Source organism: Brevibacillus laterosporus (assembly GCA_007833815.1).
Classification (GTDB): Bacteria; Bacillota; Bacilli; order Brevibacillales; family Brevibacillaceae; genus Brevibacillus_B; species Brevibacillus_B laterosporus_D.
Window position 1 is genome coordinate 3624288 of the sequence record CP033464.1, and the last position, 17824, is coordinate 3642111.

Annotated in this window: 16 protein-coding genes and 3 pseudogenes; 6 read left to right on the forward strand and 13 right to left on the reverse strand. The window is 37.1% G+C overall.

The features are described from left to right. Window positions 1–26: 26 nt before the first annotated feature. Window positions 27–1664, reverse strand: a complete 1638-nt coding sequence (locus EEL30_18520) for a glutamate decarboxylase (protein ID QDX94105.1) — start codon at window positions 1662–1664, stop codon at window positions 27–29. Window positions 1665–2419: 755 nt separating this feature from the next. Here EEL30_18520 and EEL30_18525 point away from each other — a divergent pair. The 3 genes and pseudogenes from EEL30_18525 (at window position 2420) to EEL30_18535 (ending at window position 5850) form a co-directional block, all read left to right on the forward strand. Then, window positions 2420–3979: pseudogene (locus tag EEL30_18525) on the forward strand (endonuclease MutS2). Window positions 3980–4097: 118 nt separating this feature from the next. Then, window positions 4098–5441 (forward strand): transposase, encoded by a 1344-nt coding sequence (locus EEL30_18530; protein QDX94106.1) that lies wholly within the window; start codon window positions 4098–4100, stop codon window positions 5439–5441. Window positions 5442–5619: 178 nt separating this feature from the next. Next, entirely contained in the window at window positions 5620–5850 is a 231-nt protein-coding gene (locus tag EEL30_18535) for a hypothetical protein (GenBank protein QDX94107.1), read from the forward strand. A 117-nt stretch (window positions 5851–5967) separates the two neighbouring features. On the opposite strand, the gene EEL30_18540 is transcribed toward EEL30_18535, so the two are convergent. The 9 genes from EEL30_18540 to EEL30_18580 form a co-directional block, all read right to left on the reverse strand. Further along, window positions 5968–6720: an N-acyl homoserine lactonase family protein gene (locus tag EEL30_18540; protein QDX94108.1), complete on the reverse strand. Its 753-nt coding sequence runs from the start codon at window positions 6718–6720 to the stop codon at window positions 5968–5970. Window positions 6721–6926: 206 nt separating this feature from the next. Continuing rightward, a complete protein-coding gene (arsB, locus tag EEL30_18545; GenBank protein QDX94109.1) occupies window positions 6927–7982 on the reverse strand; it encodes an arsenical-resistance protein in 1056 nt (351 codons plus the stop codon). An 88-nt stretch (window positions 7983–8070) separates the two neighbouring features. Beyond that, complete coding sequence (locus EEL30_18550; GenBank protein QDX94110.1) at window positions 8071–8529, reverse strand: MarR family transcriptional regulator; 459 nt, start codon at window positions 8527–8529, stop codon at window positions 8071–8073. A gap of 78 nt (window positions 8530–8607) precedes the next feature. Next, window positions 8608–10143: an FAD-dependent oxidoreductase gene (locus EEL30_18555; protein ID QDX94111.1), complete on the reverse strand. Its 1536-nt coding sequence runs from the start codon at window positions 10141–10143 to the stop codon at window positions 8608–8610. Window positions 10144–10361: 218 nt separating this feature from the next. Beyond that, the gene (locus EEL30_18560; GenBank protein QDX94112.1) at window positions 10362–11081 is read right to left on the reverse strand and encodes a hypothetical protein; all 720 of its coding nucleotides are present in this window, start codon (window positions 11079–11081) and stop codon (window positions 10362–10364) included. Window positions 11082–11291: 210 nt separating this feature from the next. After that, window positions 11292–12041, reverse strand: coding sequence for a type I methionyl aminopeptidase (gene map / locus EEL30_18565; GenBank protein ID QDX94113.1), 750 nt, complete (start codon window positions 12039–12041; stop codon window positions 11292–11294). 39 nt (window positions 12042–12080) lie between these two features. Further along, the gene (locus EEL30_18570) at window positions 12081–12701 is read right to left on the reverse strand and encodes a TetR/AcrR family transcriptional regulator (GenBank protein QDX94114.1); all 621 of its coding nucleotides are present in this window, start codon (window positions 12699–12701) and stop codon (window positions 12081–12083) included. A gap of 198 nt (window positions 12702–12899) precedes the next feature. Beyond that, complete coding sequence (locus tag EEL30_18575) at window positions 12900–13277, reverse strand: Replication termination protein (protein ID QDX94115.1); 378 nt, start codon at window positions 13275–13277, stop codon at window positions 12900–12902. Window positions 13278–13680: 403 nt separating this feature from the next. Further along, window positions 13681–14349, reverse strand: coding sequence for a DUF1232 domain-containing protein (locus EEL30_18580; GenBank protein QDX94116.1), 669 nt, complete (start codon window positions 14347–14349; stop codon window positions 13681–13683). A gap of 200 nt (window positions 14350–14549) precedes the next feature. On the opposite strand from EEL30_18580, the gene EEL30_18585 reads away from it, so the two are divergent. From EEL30_18585 to EEL30_18595, 3 genes are all read left to right on the forward strand, one after another. Continuing rightward, the gene (locus tag EEL30_18585; GenBank protein ID QDX94117.1) at window positions 14550–15146 is read left to right on the forward strand and encodes a hypothetical protein; all 597 of its coding nucleotides are present in this window, start codon (window positions 14550–14552) and stop codon (window positions 15144–15146) included. Between the two features lie 319 nt (window positions 15147–15465). Beyond that, window positions 15466–15708 (forward strand): recombinase family protein, encoded by a 243-nt coding sequence (locus tag EEL30_18590; GenBank protein QDX94118.1) that lies wholly within the window; start codon window positions 15466–15468, stop codon window positions 15706–15708. Between the two features lie 86 nt (window positions 15709–15794). Then, entirely contained in the window at window positions 15795–16271 is a 477-nt protein-coding gene (locus tag EEL30_18595; GenBank protein QDX94119.1) for a GNAT family N-acetyltransferase, read from the forward strand. Between the two features lie 86 nt (window positions 16272–16357). On the opposite strand, the gene EEL30_18600 is transcribed toward EEL30_18595, so the two are convergent. From EEL30_18600 to EEL30_18610, 3 genes and pseudogenes are all read right to left on the reverse strand, one after another. Continuing rightward, complete coding sequence (locus EEL30_18600) at window positions 16358–16849, reverse strand: IS3 family transposase (protein QDX94120.1); 492 nt, start codon at window positions 16847–16849, stop codon at window positions 16358–16360. A gap of 235 nt (window positions 16850–17084) precedes the next feature. Continuing rightward, window positions 17085–17649: pseudogene (locus EEL30_18605) on the reverse strand (glycerophosphodiester phosphodiesterase). A gap of 9 nt (window positions 17650–17658) precedes the next feature. Continuing rightward, window positions 17659–17763: pseudogene (locus EEL30_18610) on the reverse strand (D-lactate dehydrogenase VanH-E). Between the last annotated feature and the right edge of the window lie 61 nt (window positions 17764–17824).

A 17824-nucleotide genomic window follows, 5' to 3' on the forward strand; every position in this document is an offset into this window, starting at 1 on the left:
TATTTATCTCTGTTATTAAGAGATTATCAGCGGATTGGTTTTTCTAAGAGACGATTCTCAATTACAATTTCACCTGATATTACTTTCATTTCAAATTCGTAAATACATGATGCTAATTTGCTTATAATCTCTCCCGTTTTATCCTCAGAAAATAAAGACATTGGGTATAGTAAAAAAGCAATTTTCATTCTATCCTCTGGATTCACTTTAAATTCTGGTACAATACTAATTAATGGAATTTCTCGTCCTTTATTAGTTTCGTTCCAACAATATTGAATGAATGTTTTGGCAATCTCACTCGAATCAAAATCGGAAGAATTTAATCGAATTCGGTTAAATGAAATCGTAAAAACAATTTCCCAGCCGAGTGAAGCAGTATTAATAACAGACAAACCACTTACGTTTTCTATTTCTTTTTTAAACAATAAACTTAATGTATGTAGTCGGACTAAATATTCTTGAAAACCTGTTTTCCCTAAACGATTCATTGCTACCCAAGCAGCAGCGATGCCGGTAGCTGGTCGAGAATTTTCAATGGTGTATCGATAGGCACGAAAATTACCAGATTCATAGTCGTTTTCTCCGTATGAATATGTACCTTCATTCAAGCGATTAAAACATTCATCTGTTTTTGAAATAAATAAACTTGTTGAATATGGGCATAAACCATTTTTATGCATATCTACACCGAATGAGTCAAAACGAGAAACACCTTCCATTTTTTGTACTGCTCGCTTAATTTTGAAACGGATTTCAGGATTTTCAACTCGTTGTTCCCATTCTTTTTCACTTAAACCCATAAAATGAAACCACAGCCAACCGATAACACTATCTAGATGAAAATATGGGAAATACGTTTGGTTCGTTTCTTTAAAAACCTGCTCTACACATTGATAAACTTCATTTGTATCATCACAAGCAAAATTAATTGTGGTTCCACCGCAGCATACAATGGCTGCAATACGCTTTCCTTTAGCTAATTGCTCTTGAATAACCTGTTTTAATTTATCTATATCCATACGCCAATCTTCTTTTGTTCCAATACGAATACATTGATTCGCTCCTAATCCAAGTATTGAACATACATGTTCAACACAATAGTGTGCTCCCTCATTTGTTAACACGACGAGATCATTTGGGATGCCTTCACGTCTTGACTCGGGGGCGATTTTTGAAATTGCTGATTTTATGGCATAAAAAAGTGTTAATTTTCCGCCATTACAAGAAATCCCATACGATTGATCCCAGCCTACTAAACGACCAATGGCCCTTGCTATGCGTTGTTCAAATAATATGGTTTTTCCACCAAAAGCATCCATTAGACTATTTGAATTGTATAATTGCGTCATTGTTGTTGCAGCCACTGTATCTAACAATGGTGATGGGACCATATTAAAGAGCGAATATGGGGAATGTGGTCGAATACTTCCTTCGAACATTTCAGAAAGGCTCGTAAAGACTTCCTCTGTATTTTTTCCTGTTTCAGGCATATAACTCTTTTTTAACTCTTCTTTATAAAGAAATGTCTCTGAAGCGAATTTAGGGTTAAGATGATTATTGGCTTTAAGCTGTTTTTGAAGGAGGGCTGTTTTGGTTAATAACGTTTCTAAATTATCTTCTTGGGGATGTAAAAACTCTTTTTCTACAATTGTTTTTTTTATCATGTCTGATCCTCCATTATTACTACTCTGCTTCCATATTTGCGTCTAAGAAATAGCGTACATCTTTTTTTATATTGGTTTGCATAAAGTAATTTTGCGTTATTGATTGCACCTCCTATGTCGAGAGTTATATGGAAATTATGAATACTATTCGTGCTTCTAATACAATTTCAGCTATAATTTGAATTGTCTTACCACTTGAAATTATATTGTTAATAATATAACCTATTTTAGGTTATATTGTCGATATTTGTATGTGAATACAAAAAAACAATTTGCATGCATAAGAGTAAAGTTGCATTATTTTCGGACTTTTTAGTCTTCTGTTCCTTTACTGATTGATAAAAATAGAGTATGATGGTTATGTTATATAGATTTCAATGAGTGAACAAAAATAAATAATGAGAGGTGCTTTTTTTGAGTCTGGTCGTATCTTCTAAATAGGAAAATTTAATGAAATAAATCATTGTGATGGGTATATTTGATTGTAATGGATACCCTTATTTTTTCATTGATTTATTTAGTTTACCTATGAAGATACCTACCATACTTTTAGAAAGCATGTAATCCCATTCTATTCCGTATCTATGCGTTTTTTATGCTAGTACATGTAATAGTTATTGGTTTTACATTTGCCTTATGAATGTATGAAAAGCTGTGGTATCCCCGCAGCTTTTTTTATTTTCTTTTTAACTCATTGAAACCTAAAGCTGGGTATCTTCATAATGATTTACATTATCATTGTGAGGAGAATAGAAATGAATAAAAATACTTTTGACAAATTACAGTTTAATGAGCTAAAAGAGCTCGTGAAATCATATTGTGTCAGTGACTTAGGTAAAAAAATCCTAGATAAGCAACAACCAAGTTCTCAACTTAATGTGGTCAGACAACGACTTAATGAAACTACGGAAGCAAGAAGAATCTTGGATGCAGAAAGTCACGTTCCTTTGTTAGGTACTTCTAACATTGCAAACATGATGGATAAACTGGAAAAGGGAATGATTCTAGAGCCATCAGAATTGGTGGGTTTTGCAGATTTTTTACGAGGTTGTAGAAAAATAAAGACATTTATGCGGGCCAAAGAATTCTTCGCTCCTGTCCTTTGCTCGTATGCCCACTCCATGTCAGAATTCACTACTATCGAAGAGTCGATTCATTTTTCTATTAAGGGTACCCGTGTAGATTCCCAAGCAAGCAAAGAGTTAAAGCGAATCAGGGGTCACATCATGGCATCAGAAGAAAAAATTGAAGATAGGCTAAACAAATTCCTAAGAAGCAGTGCAAATAAAGAGTATATCCAAGATTTTTTCATTAGTAAAAAAGACGACAGATATACCGTTCCTATTAAGGCTTCATATAAAAACCATGTTGCAGGAGCAATTGTTGAAGTCTCCTCCAAAGGTTCAACTGTGTTTATTGAACCTGCTACGATTGCTAAGTTAAATGTGGAATTGACTACACTCAAAGCAGATGAAGTGATGGAAGAATACCAGATTCTTGCCACTTTATCTGGAATGATTGTCGAAGAAATGCATAACATCAAGATTAATATTGACCTAATTAGCCAATATGACATGATCTTTGCAAAAGGAAAATACAGTAAAAGTATTGATGGTATTGAGCCTACGCTTAATAAGCATGGCCATATGAAATTAGTTGCAAGTACACATCCTCTATTACAAGGTGAGGCTGTTCCTTTAGATTTTGAGATTGGTAATCATTATAGGAGCTTAGTGATCACAGGTCCCAATGCTGGTGGCAAAACAATTGTACTAAAAACGATTGGATTAGTAGCATTAGCCACGATGGCCGGATTCCATAGTAAGGCTGATACGTCAACAGAGGTCGCAATTTTTGATAATATCTTTGCTGATATAGGTGATAATCAAAGTCTAGAGAATGCTTTGAGTACTTTTTCTTCCCATATCAAAAACATCTCCGAAATCATGCGAGACGCTACCAATAATACCCTATTACTGTTCGATGAAATCGGTAGTGGTACAGAGCCTAATGAAGGCACGGCACTTGCTATAGCGATTTTAGAAGAGTTTTATCATATGGGATGCATCACTGTTGCGACTACGCATTATGGTGAAATAAAACGTTATTCAGAGAACCATCGTGATTTCATGAATGCTGCTATGCAATTTAATAGTGAAACATTAATACCTATGTATAAATTGCTGATTGGACAATCCGGAGAAAGTAATGCGTTATGGATTTCCAAGAAAATGAATCTGCGTGAAAGTGTTCTTCAAAGAGCAGCAGATTATATGAAGAATAAAGAATATAATCTAAACCTGATACGTGAATCAATTTCATAAATCAGAGCCCTACGGGCCCAAGAGTTTTTGAGCATAGAAAAAGGAGTACCTCCCCAAATCTCTAATAAGTTAAGTGCGACCCAAACTTAAGAGGTGGTGGTGACTCCCAATGTCTATTATAAAACAAGGAAGCCTATTTGATATACAGGAATTATTCGACTTAGAACCTCCCAAACGTTTTGAGGCTATTTTCTCCACTCTTGACATTGAACCGCTTCTTTTCTCTATTTCCAAAAAGTCGATCTATGGTGCTCCTACCGAGTTGAATTATGCTGCCATGCTATATTCTCTGGTCGCTCGAATCGTAGAACGAATTCCCACTGTGAAAGATTTACGAAAACGACTAAAACATGACTTTATCTTTCGAATGGAATGCGGTTTTCTGTTTTCTGACAATCTTCCTTCCGAGGCATCGTACTCTCGTCTCGTTCAGAAGCTTTCTGAAACAGCACACCTCAATAAAGTCCAAGACAAGTTACTGTTGCAAGCGATACAGGAAGGGTTCATAGGCGATGAAGCAATTGCCATCGATGCAACCCATTTTGAATCCCGTGATCGAGGTGTGGCAAAAGAAAAAAAGACGAAACCAGAATTGAAAAAACGTGGACGTAAATCAAAAGCAGAAAAAGATATCTACGACAAGCAAAAGCAAGAAAAGGAAGCCCAGAAGTCCTTATATGAAAAAACCATTGCAGCTCAACTGGATGTGACGTTGGAGGACCTACGGTACCAAGTTCCTATCAAACCTGCTTGGGGAATAAAGAAAAATAGTGATGGAAAGAACATGTTTTGGTTTGGATACAAAGCTCATCTTGCAGTCAGTACGAAAAGTCAATATATTCTTTGCTCCCTCATGTCCTCTGGAAGTATGAACGATGGGAAAGCAGCGATTCCTTTGTTGAAAGGAATTCAAACTGTCCTTCCCAATCACATGCGATATGCAATCATGGATGCGGGATATGACTATGTCCCGATCTATCAACAAATCGGACGAATGAACGCACAAGCGATTATTGCTTACAACAAGCGGAATGAAGGAGAAATGGTTGGATTCGATTCACATTTTGCGCCAACTTGTGTCCGAGAATGCTCTTATCGTTACGACAGTTATGATAAGAAGTACAAAACGTTGAAATTTGTACGGCCAAAAGAATGTAAAGACTGTCCATTGAATCAGGATTCTCTCTGTCAAAAAGTCTATAAAATTAAGGCTGAAACCGATCTTCGAAAGTACACCGCGCCAGCCAGAGGAACAAAAACGTGGGAAGAACTATATGACCAGAGAACAGCCGTAGAGCGAGTACATGCTTATTTGAAGGAGTTCTTTCAGCTAAACAATGTCCGATATCGCACAGGAAAGAGGGCAAAAGTCCATTTTGACTTGGTTACTCTTGTTTATAATGCATCCAAGTTAGCAGTGGATCGAATTCGTAGGAACTGGCAAGTAGGATGAAAGTAGCAGCTTAATTTTTTCAAAAAAACAGCATTAATCCCGTAGGGATAGTCTAATTATTTTTGGAAAAAGCCTTTATGAAATTGATTCACGTGAAAATAAAAAGAAAAAAGCAGAAATAATCTCTGAGGAACAAGAAGATACGTATGAATACGAGGTTGGAGACAAAGTCAAATTATTGGAACACAACGATTTTGGGATTGTGTATAAGAAAAAAGATAACTACAATAATCTCACTGTATTATATAAGAGGGAATTTATTGAAGTTAATTGTAAAAGAGTAAGCTTAGAGCTGACCGCACCTGAACTATATCCAGAGGGTGAGGATCGTAAGTTACAGCGTGATTTAGAGAGAGGCTCCAAAAAAGCATACAGACAGATACAAAAGGATATTCGAGATCGGAAATAAAAAATAACAAAAATGACCTCACGAGGTGTTTACATCTCTTGAGGTCATTTCATTTACTCCATTATCTTTACCAATAGACTTTTAAACTATCTATCATTCTCCCCTTCTGGCTATAAGTTATAGGTATTCAGGGAACGTTTTACGGCCTTTTTCTTGTTCAGTATCGTGGCCAAAGAAAATGAGCGGTTTCTCAGTTGACACGATCTCCTTTAAACGTTGGATCGACTTTTCAGTTAAATTTGAATCAACTCCTGCATATGGAACGCCTTGTTCGAAATTTTCTCGGGTGTAAGATGCATCGATAGTTAGGAGTATCATTCCTGATGCCTCAGTTTCAACGAGTACAGACTGATGACCAGGTGAATGTCCTGGCGTATACAAAAGCTGGACACCTGGTAGTAGTTTATGGTCCCCATCTATGAACTGGTAGTTTAAATCTGGTAATACACACTCTTTCATATATTCTTCTCTATACACCGCGGCATCATATTCAGTGCGTTGAACAATGATAGGTGTTTTTGGAAAGTGACCATTACCACCAGCGTGATCAAAGTGCAAGTGAGAACTGATTATGCAAACGAGATCCTCAGGTAGATACCCCGTTCGTTCCAAGACACTTTCAATTCTATCGCTATCCTTCATCTTAGGAATAATACTGTCCTCAAACGGTGTACCCTTAAATAGGTCAGGGCTATTCACAGCAACATCGGGCATTCCAGTGTCAATCAAAATTGGGCCGTCTGATGTTTCCAACAGATATGACCAAATAGGTATGTCGATCAGTTTTCCGGGGAGCAGATTAGTATTAAGAGAGGATTGATCAATTAAAATTCGACCTGCAGGCAAAAAGAAAAGTTTCTTAACAGTCATAACATCACCTTCCAAATTGAATTTGTGGGCAATACCGATCAAAAGTTTTTCATTGAATAAGGAAAAATTAGTAACTAACACTGTAAATAATAGGAATGAATTACAAATAATATTATATTCAATATTTACAAAAAAATAAACACTTAGAATCTAAATAAAATACAAGCCGATTACCTGTTCGCTAAGGAAATCGGCTTGTATTTTATTTAGATGGCTTTTGTTGCAAAATACTTTTTCTGTAACCATAAGGCGACATTTACCAGAGCAATCATGACAGGGACTTCTACTAACGGACCAATAACAGCTGCAAAAGCAGCTCCAGAATGAATGCCAAAAACTCCAACTGTTACAGCGATTGCAAGTTCAAAATTATTGCTTCCTGCCGTAAAAGCAAGCGTGGTTGTAATTGGATAATTTGCTCCTATTTTCTTTCCCATCATAAATGAAATAAGGAACATCACTACAAAATAAATCAATAGTGGTATAGCAATGCGAATCACATCAAGCGGTAAACTGATAATGGCATCCCCTTTTAAAGAAAACATCACAATAATAGTAAATAGTAATGCAATTAAGGTGATAGGACTAATTTTTGGAATGAACTCTTTTTCGTACCAGTGTCGTCCTTTAGCTTTAAGCAATACAAAACGTGTTAGTATTCCTGCGAGAAATGGAATTCCTAAGTAAATCATGACTGACTTTGCTACTTCCTTCATGGTAATACTCACAACGAAACCTTTTATTCCGAACCATTCTGGGATGACGGTGACAAAAACGTATGCATATACAGAAAAGAAAAGCATTTGAAAGACGGAATTAAAAGCAACTAGTCCCGCCGCATACTCAGAATCCCCTTTGGCAAGATCGTTCCAGACAATTACCATGGCAATACAACGTGCCAAGCCAATTAAGATTAATCCGACCATATACTCGGGTTTATCAGCTAGAAAAATGATAGCCAAACCAAACATAAGAATTGGTCCGATAATCCAGTTTTGTATTAGAGATAAAAGCAGTACTTTTGTATTTGTAAAGACACGCTCCATTTCCTCATAACGAACTTTCGCCAGTGGTGGATACATCATTAAAATGAGGCCAATAGCAAGTGGGAGAGATGTAGTGTCGACTTGTAAATTATTTATGCCAGTAACAAATTGAGGACAGATAGAGCCTAAACCTATCCCAATCGCCATGGCTAGAAAAATCCAGAGCGTTAAGTATCGATTTAAAAAGGACAGACGTTTTTTCCCCTTCGTACTCATTGTGACGCCTCCTTTATGTTTGTTTTTCGTAGAGCGATGAAAATAGTTGTAATTTGCAACTATTTGTTTTTTAAAACTCCCCTATTGGTTATAGAGGAGGTGTACAGCAATTTTTACTTTTACCCATTGCTTCACTTAATAGATGGAGGCTTTCTAGAACTTGCTCGTGTTTTTCTTTAGGAATTTGTTTAAACAGATCTACAATATAAACCTCCATACATTCAGCGATAATTTTATTTTGCTCCTCCCCCTTATCGGTTAAAGATAGAACAACATAACGCCGGTCTTTTGGATCTGGAAGACGATTCACTAATTCCATTTCTACTAAATTGTGCACTTGACGACTTAGTGTGCTCGTGTCAACGGATAGTATTTCAGATAACTCGTTTAATGCTAGATTTGGTCTCTTCTGTAATTCAGACATTACATGACTCTGGATAACAGAGACTCCACAGCATTGGGCACCATCTTTTTGTAGGATGCCAAATCGTCTTACAAGCAACTGAAATGCTTCTCTAACATTTAGATATTGTGGTACCTGCTTCATAAGTTTATCACCTGCATTTATCTTACAAAAAACAATTGATTAATGCAACTATTGTGTTGTGGCTGTATTGCGGGTTTGCTATCGTAATCTTTTTAAAGGTAATTCTGCAGGGCCTTCTATAATTTCACCAGTGTATGAAAATCTTGAGCCGTGACAAGGACAATCCCATGTCCGATCACCATGATTCCACTCTGTTTCACATCCTAAGTGTGTGCATGTCGTATCTACAATGTGTAATTGTCCGTTGTCATCCTTATAAGCGCCTGCACGTTCTCCATTAAACAGAACAACGCTTCCTTCTCCATTAGTTAAATCTTCCGCCTCTCGATTAGGGATCTCAAGTTTCCCACTAATCAGATGCTTAGCGACATCAAAATTCTGTGCGAAGAATTCTTTCAAACTCGGATTTATGTAGAATCGTGATGGTCTATATAAATCCACATAAGGATTATCCCTCTTCAACACAATGTCTCGAAGTAACAATCCAGCGGCAGTTCCATTAGTCATCCCCCATTTTCTATAACCAGTAGCGATCAAGATGTTGCGATGATTTGCAGTAATCTCTCCAATGTATGGAACCTTATCTAAAGTCACCAAATCTTGGGCAGACCAGCGATATAGGATTTCATTCGATTCATATATTTCATGGCCAAACGTTTCTAAGGCTTTATAATGTTCAAGAGTATCTTTTCCTTGTCCGGTTTTATGGCCATCTCCTCCGATAAGCACTATATTTTCACCATTGAAGGTTGCAGAACGTATTGATCGAGTTGGCTGATCTGCACTAATATACATACCGCCCGGAAACTCTTTTTCAGTTTTGACAGCAATCACATATGATCTTTGGGCATACAGACGAGTAAAATAAAAACCCAACCCATCGTAAAAAGGAAAATGCGAACAAGAAAGAACATAATCTGCAGTGACACGTTGCCCCTCGCGTGTAATCACGGTTGGCTGATCGCCTTCTTCGAGATCAACAGCCATCGTATTTTCAAAAATAAGTCCCCCGTTTGCAGTAATCAGTTGAACTATATGAGCTAAATAGGAAACCGGATGGAATTGTGCTTGATTTTTCATAGATAAGGCATTATGGATCTTTATATCAAAGGGGATGTGATGAACCAGTTCTCCAGGAATATTTAGTTGTTGATACGCTTCAAATTCCTTTTCCAGTTTATTGGCGCACTCTTCAGTCGTAGCATAAATATAAGCATCCTGTTGACTGAAATCACATTTGATTTGATGCTCACTAACAGTCTGCTTAATAAATTGTAGTGCCTCCGTATTAGCTTCATAGTACTGTCTTGCCTTAGTTCGTCCCATATGATTAATTAGTTCATCGTAAATCAAACCGTGTTGGGCAGTAATTTTAGCTGTGGTATGCCCTGTAGTCCCATTTAATAGGTTATTTGCTTCTAGTAAGGCAACTTTTAATCCCTCTTTGACAAGGAGATAAGCAGCTGTTATTCCAGTAATCCCACCACCTACAATAACTACATCTACTTTTAAGTCTTCCTTTACTGGTTGAAATGTAGGTAAATTAATAGAATCTCTCCAAAAAGGCTCGGGAAAGCGAGGCAATCCTTTGCCTGAGATGTGATTGTGTGTCATCAATTATCCTCCGTTTTTTAACTTTTGATGAATACAGTTGTTTCCAAAAACGAAGGGTTCTTATACCTTTGACTCAAAAAGAAGCTGTGTGTAACAAAAATGAAGAGATTAGGTTTGTTCATATTTATTTCTCCCTTTATCTCTTTTTTGGTAATTTAAAAAGTTCTGTTTTCTTTATGGATGAATATGTGCTCCCACTCTAAGGTATTTAGCTGGGGTTATAGTAATTCCTCATAATAGCTAATAAGGTCAGGATAGGTATGTAGCTCTTCTTTACCTAACGCACTAATGGTATAAGTTCCTCTACTAATCTTTTCAAACCAACCATAATAATTTTTTGTAAGAACGGACAAGGTTTTATCCCCCGTCCCCTTTTCACGCAGAGCTTTAGGTGATAGCGGTCCATAGCGCTTCAAGCAACAGGCGATGTGAATACAGGTTTGTTTATAGGCTGTGATTAACTTGGTTTTCGTGCTTCCGCCAATATTATAATCACCGTGTCTTTCCTTCACTTCGGTCAAGAGTTTTTCCCTTTTTTTCTTGCCACGCTGCATACTTTTTATCCGATCAAACGGTGCGGGTGAAAGCTTACTATCTACAGAGCCTCCCTCCTCATCAAATGTAACAAGGATGAGTCCTACCTCCAGTCTTCTTAACAAATGACAAATATCTCTCCATTTCTTTGAAAAGAGGCTATATGTGGGTTTGGGAATGGCCACATAGACTTGATCAGTTAAACGCTGCCTTTTGGTAGCTTGTATGAGAAGTTCAATAGTAAGTGTTCGTTTTAGTTCGATGATAATTAGTTCTTTATCTTTGACCGCGACCATATCACAATGGTTGACTTCTCCACGAACCTCATAACCAAGATGACTAAAATATTGTTGAACCGGTTTATATAAATCAACTTCATATATTTTCTTTTTTATTTTTTTCATGTTGTAAGAGTACCTTTCCATTTGGTTGGTATAGCGTGAAGTATTTTCCCTTCACATCATGTTCTCTCCTTCTCTTTTAACAATGGGAATACCTTCCTGAGTCAGTTTTGTTTACTCCATACAATGTTTAAAAGCCAGTAATCCTTTAAAAGAGGATCTACCAGCTATAGATAAACAGGTATAAAGTAATGAATCCGTTAGGGAGAAGGCTCAGTCTTGTTCGGTCAGAATAAGTGGTCCATTCTTTGTAATCGCCACAGTGTGCTCATATTGAGCGGATAGCTTCCCATCGACGGTGCGGGCTGTCCAACCGTTTGCGTCCATTTTTGAGTGCCATGAGCCTAGATTAACCATAGGTTCGATGGTGATTACCATACCCTCTTTTAATCTGAGCCCTTTACCTGGTTTACCGTAATGCGCAACTTGCGGTTCTTCATGTAATGTTGGTCCTATGCCGTGTCCACAAAAATCCCTAACGACGGATAACCCTTCTGCTTCAACGAATGTTTGGATGGCATGACCGATATCTCCTAGTCGATTTCCAATCAGTGCTTGTTCGATACCTTTATACATAGATTCCTTGGTAATTTGTAATAAGTGCTTTGCTTCTTCTGAAATGGTGCCCACTGTATGTGTCCAAGCTGAGTCAGCCAGACCACCATGTAAATTAGCAACAAAATCTACGGTTACAATATCTCCATTTTTTAGTGGTTTATGAGTGGGGAATCCATGACAAATCTCATCGTTTACGGAAGCACAGGTAGCATACTTATAACCGTTAAATCCGATTTGTTCAGGAATTGCTTCTGACTTAGTTAAATAGGAATGAACAAAATTATTAATTTCAAAAGAGGTAATACCTGGTTTAATAAACTTTGCAACTTCTTTGTGACAAGCAGCCACAAGTTTTCCTGCTTCGTGCATCTTATTGATTTCGCTTTGACTTTTTATCGTAATCATCTAGGATTCCCCTTTGGCTTTGGTCTCAGTTTTTTATTATCAAGCTTTTAATCCTCTAAAGAGGACAGTAATTACATCATCCATCCAGTTGGTATTTGCTATTGGATCGGAATAATCATTTTTACCGATATAAGAGACTGCGGTTCCCACTAAAGTTCCTAAGAAGAGTTTGCCAGCGATTCCCGATTCTATAGAAATAATCTGACCGGTTTGAATTCCTTCTTCGATCGTTTCGATCACAGGATTGTACAAGGAAGAGTGAAAATCTTGCAGTAGCTCATTGTAATTTTGAATAGGAATGGGTTCAGACTGAAGGAAATTTTTAAATAGAACAAAGATAAACGGTTGCTGTACCCAACTACTAAGCTGAAGTCTTGTGTATTGTTCCAAGCGAGTCAATGGTGAGTAAGTGGTTTGTAAGGCCTGATCTGTATTTTTTTTTGCTTCTTCTAACGCTTCAAGCAATACATCCTCAAGGAGACTTATTTTATTATTATAGTAGTGGTATACCGTTCCACGGCCTATTCCCGCTCTCTTAGCAATGTCACCCATCTCCATGTTCATACCTTTTTCTAAAAAGACTTCTGCTGCTGTATGACGTATTTGAAATATACGTTGTCTTCGGATCGCATCATTTTGTTCCTTTGTTCTTGGAGACATGAAACATATCACTCCTTTTTTAGACCTTCATGCATGTCGATATAAAGTTTGTTGCTATTGTATACCCTTCCAAATGTAAAGACAAGAGAAACCTTACCTTGCTTGTGACAATCTTTCTTAGCACTTGCAAAGGGAAATACAACTAGCCCAATATCCTAAATGAGAAATCGGGCTAGTTCTAAAAGATATTTATCTGTATTAATAATTATCTGCAACAGCTTTTCGTAAAATCCCAATGCATCTGTCTAAGTCCGTTTTTACATTTGTCTTATAACGCATTGCAGCTTCATAACCGCCGTTTGAAACAAAATGATAATAAACGACCTCCTTATGCTTGGAATTCATATTTGGTTGAGGTCTTTTTATACGGTACAAAATGCCATCTTCCACAAGATCATCAAGAGAACGATAAATTTCAGCATGATTAGGTTTGTATCCAAGATTTTTGAAATCATGTTGTAAAAAATCAAGCATCTGTAGGGCATAACCATTTTTCTTTTCTACCATTGTAATCAAATATAGCTTAAGAAAGGCCCTTTGTTTAATTAAAAACCCCGTACTTTCTCGTTCTGACATGGGGGTCACCTTGCTTTCTATTTTTGTACTATGTACTAATTGTACATGAAAGGAAATATTATACAAGGATTTATTTTCATCTCCCCTTTTAGCTTAATTAACAGATATTGATGTTTAAACTAGATAGGCTTTGAGCTAAAAGGGGTAGTATGAGATTGCACAAACCATGTTATTTTTATAATTTTAAATGTACAATTAGTACATAGTACAATTAGTTCTTATTATTTTGTATGAATGTTCCACAAGGTTTTTTAAGACTAGTTTATGGCCTATTTCTATGTATAACAAATTCTCGTCTGTTCATCATAAACCAAACGTATGTACCCACGCAAGAAAACCGATCATCTTCCTTAACATATTCCACATTCCGTTTTTTGTCCGATCATTATCGGGTGGTTTGTCTCTAATTCCCCTTTTCTTCTTTCTCCTGCAACCTTCCTAACTTCTGCAAGGTCAATTGAACCGCAATCGCGTCATCCAGATATCCAATGGGAAAAACATAATCAGGAATAATGTCGACCGACAAGATAAAGTACAAAAGTGCACTACCAATCACAGCCCGTTCTAGTGGTTGAGTCTCATCATGACAGAATTGCACATACATCTCTTTTAATTGATCAATGAACGGTCCTTCTCCATTCACAGTCTCCACTTTTTCTTGAAATTCTTCTCTAATGATTCTACTCCCCTCTCTAGTCTGTGCATGCCTTTCATATTTTTCTAATTCTAGCTGTACTTGCTCTGTTGTATATGTCCAATCAAATAATTGTGATGATTCTAGAACTTTCTGAATTTTATCGACTGAAGTATGAATATCGGATGGTAGGAACTCCTTTGTGGTTGAAATGGGGTAACCGGCGGCCAAAAATAAGCGATCCATTGATACACCAAGACACTCACCAATTTGCTCCAAATGCTTGGGGCGCGCTGTTTGTTTCCCATTTATAATTCGGGAGATTGTTGCAACGTTTATCCTTGACTGCTTGCTCAGCGTACGCATAGACATTGACTGCTCTTGTAGTAGCTTTTTAATTAAAATTCCTAATCCAGTCTCTTTTGGTTCGTTTTCCATTGCTCACCCTCCTTTATTTTGTTTATGAAAACATTGTTGTTTAGATTACATAAACAATGGGCACTGGCAATACGCACATTTTCTAAACACTTTCGTAACATAAAAGTAAAGAAAAAGCTTTTTCTTTATATAGATAGGTTCTCAAGAAAGTAGAAGTATGAAACTCAACTAAGTTCATAATAGTAAAGGAGTGTCTTCCATTGAAATCGTTGTTTATTGTAGGTCTTGCCCTGTCTTCTAGTCTTGAGCATTTAGGTGCTACTTCATCATATGGCATAGGACAAATTGATATTTCTGTCTTATTCACTATATGGATCACGCTCGTATGTTTTCTCGTGAGTCTCGGGAGCATTTATTTTGGTCAGTTGGTTTTACTAGTTTTTACTGGTTTTTTATTAAGTGTGATTGTTATTCAAATTATTTTATTAGCTATTGATCGAAAAAATGTGGCTGTTCATGAAAACATTTTTTTGAAACAACTTACAAATATTACAAAAAATCTGAAATGCTTCGATTTTATTCAATCTGGACAGATGGGAGTGGCGAAAGTAATCATCCTGCTAATCGGCCTAACTGTTCATGCATTAATGATTGGAGTACGTACTGGTTTTCGTGATCTTCCCTCACTTTCCATTTCCTTAACTGCTTCACTCTCAAGCTTTTTCACTCTTTGGATGAGTATAGCTTTGGGCAGTAAAGTGACCAAGATTAAAATTTGCTCCTTTCATTTAGGAAAATTTGGGACCTTGATAAGTGGTGCGATTATCATAGTTAGTGCCTTCCAAGCTTTGATGTAAACAAACCAATTCATTCACTCGAATCATCCAAATATAAAAAAACCGGGTTCCTAAACTGTAGGAAATCCGGTTTTTTACTAAACGTTCTATCATTCAGACTATTACCGTTTTACACCCTTCACCTTAGTCAAATAATTGAATTACCCCGTACAGACATGTTAATTTGTTTTCTACGTAACAGTCATAACACCAACATTTGGAGAATTACCCGAAACATCGCCAAAAGTTGAGTATACTCTATTGGAATAACTATTAAATACAGGTAGAATGCTACTTAAGAGTGTCCCATAAGACTTGTTTCAAAAATAGAGGTGAGAATATGCGGAAAATCGGTTATATTCGGGTCAGTTCATTGGATCAAAACCCAGCTAGACAGCTTCAGCAGCTAAATGAAGTTGGCATGGATGTTATTTTTGAAGAAAAAGAATCTGGAGCAACACAGGACAGACCTGAATTGCAGAAGATGTTAAAGGAGTTACGAGAAGATGACATCATCTATGTATCGGACCTTACTCGCATTACCAGAAGTACAAGAGATTTATCCGAACTGGATAATAATTGAATTTTGTTCAGCTAACGAGCAGAAATGCTCAATAAAACTAAGAGTAAGCGTGGTAAAATACGTTAACTGATCGGGGAAGGAGAAATATGGACATATCTATCCGAAACGCTCATCAAGATGACTACGAGTCTTTGTTGCCTTTGTTCAGGCAGGTTCATGATCTACACGTTTTTGAAAGACCAGATTTGTATAAAGAAAACCCAACTCCAGTCGGGAAAGAATTCTTCGAAAGCCAGCTAATTGATGTCAAACAGCATATTTTTGTGGCTACCATAGGCTTAGAGATAATCGGAGTAGTTGTGACGAAGGAAGAAGACATAACTGAAAATTCATTTGTGAAAGCGAGAAAGATATTATTTGTAAATAGTTTGTGTGTTTCCGAAACGTACAGAAATAAGGGCGTTGGAAAGAGACTTATGCAATATGTTATTGATTTCGGGGGAAGTCTGAAGGTTGATAGTATTGAATTAGGGGTATCGGAGAAAAATGCTTCTGCAATTTTATTTTATGAATCAATCGGAATGACAACGAAGAGTAGAAGAATGGAGCTTAGATTGAACTAACGGAGATCGATAGCTAAATAAACAACAAAAGACGGTTCTTCAGACCTTTGTTCTTACCCCTGTCAAGTAGACAGCATTAAAAAAGCCTAAGCAGCCAGTATGTTCCGGTATTCGACCGGGGCACACTGGTTTAGTTTTTTCTGAAATCGTTCATGGTTATAGAACCATATGTACTTTTCAATGGCTTGAAAGAGCTCTTCATCTGTTTTACACTCAGAAAAGTACAATGTCTCTGTTTTGAGATGAGAAAAGAAGGATTCTATGCAGGCGTTATCGAGGCAGTTTCCTTTGCGAGAGTGGCTGCCTCTCACACCAAAATCCCTCAGTCTCTTATTGTACTGCTTAGACGTGTATTGGAAGCCCTGATCAGAATGCAGGATGGCTTCCAATACACGTCTCTTTGTTTTGCTAACTGCTCCAAAGTATCTAAAACAAGTTTTAAAATCCTTCCGATGAGAAACCTTCCAGGCAACAACTTCGTTGTTAAAGAGATCTTGGATTACCAATAGGTAATAAAATCGATCGTTCAGTGCTACAAATGTAATATCTGTTACATACAATTGATATTCCTGCGTCAAATTATCTTGCGAGGCCGAGGACGGCTTGAGTCTGCCGCCCCATGCCCATCAACCTAAGAGTTTGAAAGTAATATAAATAAAGAGTTCCATTCATCCAAAAACACCCCTGATTTCCTATACATAATGGAAATCAGGGGTGTTTATCGGTATATAAAACTTCAACATTATTAATAAGTCTTCTTTTAAAATATAAATGGTTAAACAGATGAAAAAACTTTGATTGTTATATCATCCCTTATTTCTTAAATAAAGGTGATATTTTATCAATGCGATTTGTCCAAATTCCACCTGTATAATCGTCAGGAAGGCGTTTTATATCTTCAGATGAGTCAAATCCACTTGAAAATCCAAACCCATTTCCTCCTACAACGATAACTCGAGTATCTGCTTTATCCATTCGATTAAGAAAACGATTTGGCCATCCCCAAAGCCAAGGAGCTACTTTGTCTGGTATATGTAACTCTCCATGCTCCAGGCTTGAAGGCATGTAGCCAGTCCACCCTTACGCAATATAAGTAAGAAGATCCTTTTTCATGGTTGCTTTTGACATTGTTCGTAAACTAGGGATGCGCTCTTTTATCGCAGCAATTGGTTTATCGCCACCATATACAGTTAGTTGATCAAGGCGCTGGTAATTTCTTGAGGTGAGTAGCCAATTGGATTCCTTCATTTTCATCATCACTTTTAATATGAATAAGAAAAGAACGATCTGGAAAATGGTTAAGTACTTCATCAAGTGTTGGCATAAGATTAATCCCTTTACCACGAAACGGGAATGTTTTCCCTCCATCAGCTGTATAACAATATCAAGTGCTTGTAATGGCAGGTATGACACCAAAGCGTGGCGAAAGTTCATTGAACACTTCAGCCTCGTCCCTCTCACATCCATAAATGGTAATGCCGATATTTTTCATACTATCAACCTCTCTCTTGTCAAATAATTTTTGGCCCTCAGGCAGCTGATAACCTAACCCC

Coding starts and splice junctions, on each gene's coding strand:
- EEL30_18520 (QDX94105.1), bottom strand. CDS start 1,664: ATGATAAAAAAAACAATTGTAGAAAAAGAGTTTTTACATCCCCAAGAA.
- EEL30_18530 (QDX94106.1), top strand. CDS start 4,098: ATGTCTATTATAAAACAAGGAAGCCTATTTGATATACAGGAATTATTC.
- EEL30_18540 (QDX94108.1), bottom strand. CDS start 6,720: ATGACTGTTAAGAAACTTTTCTTTTTGCCTGCAGGTCGAATTTTAATT.
- arsB (QDX94109.1), bottom strand. CDS start 7,982: ATGAGTACGAAGGGGAAAAAACGTCTGTCCTTTTTAAATCGATACTTA.
- EEL30_18550 (QDX94110.1), bottom strand. CDS start 8,529: ATGAAGCAGGTACCACAATATCTAAATGTTAGAGAAGCATTTCAGTTG.
- EEL30_18555 (QDX94111.1), bottom strand. CDS start 10,143: ATGACACACAATCACATCTCAGGCAAAGGATTGCCTCGCTTTCCCGAG.
- EEL30_18560 (QDX94112.1), bottom strand. CDS start 11,081: ATGAAAAAAATAAAAAAGAAAATATATGAAGTTGATTTATATAAACCG.
- map (QDX94113.1), bottom strand. CDS start 12,041: ATGATTACGATAAAAAGTCAAAGCGAAATCAATAAGATGCACGAAGCA.
- EEL30_18570 (QDX94114.1), bottom strand. CDS start 12,701: ATGTCTCCAAGAACAAAGGAACAAAATGATGCGATCCGAAGACAACGT.
- EEL30_18575 (QDX94115.1), bottom strand. CDS start 13,277: ATGTCAGAACGAGAAAGTACGGGGTTTTTAATTAAACAAAGGGCCTTT.
- EEL30_18580 (QDX94116.1), bottom strand. CDS start 14,349: ATGGAAAACGAACCAAAAGAGACTGGATTAGGAATTTTAATTAAAAAG.
- EEL30_18590 (QDX94118.1), top strand. CDS start 15,466: ATGCGGAAAATCGGTTATATTCGGGTCAGTTCATTGGATCAAAACCCA.
- EEL30_18595 (QDX94119.1), top strand. CDS start 15,795: ATGGACATATCTATCCGAAACGCTCATCAAGATGACTACGAGTCTTTG.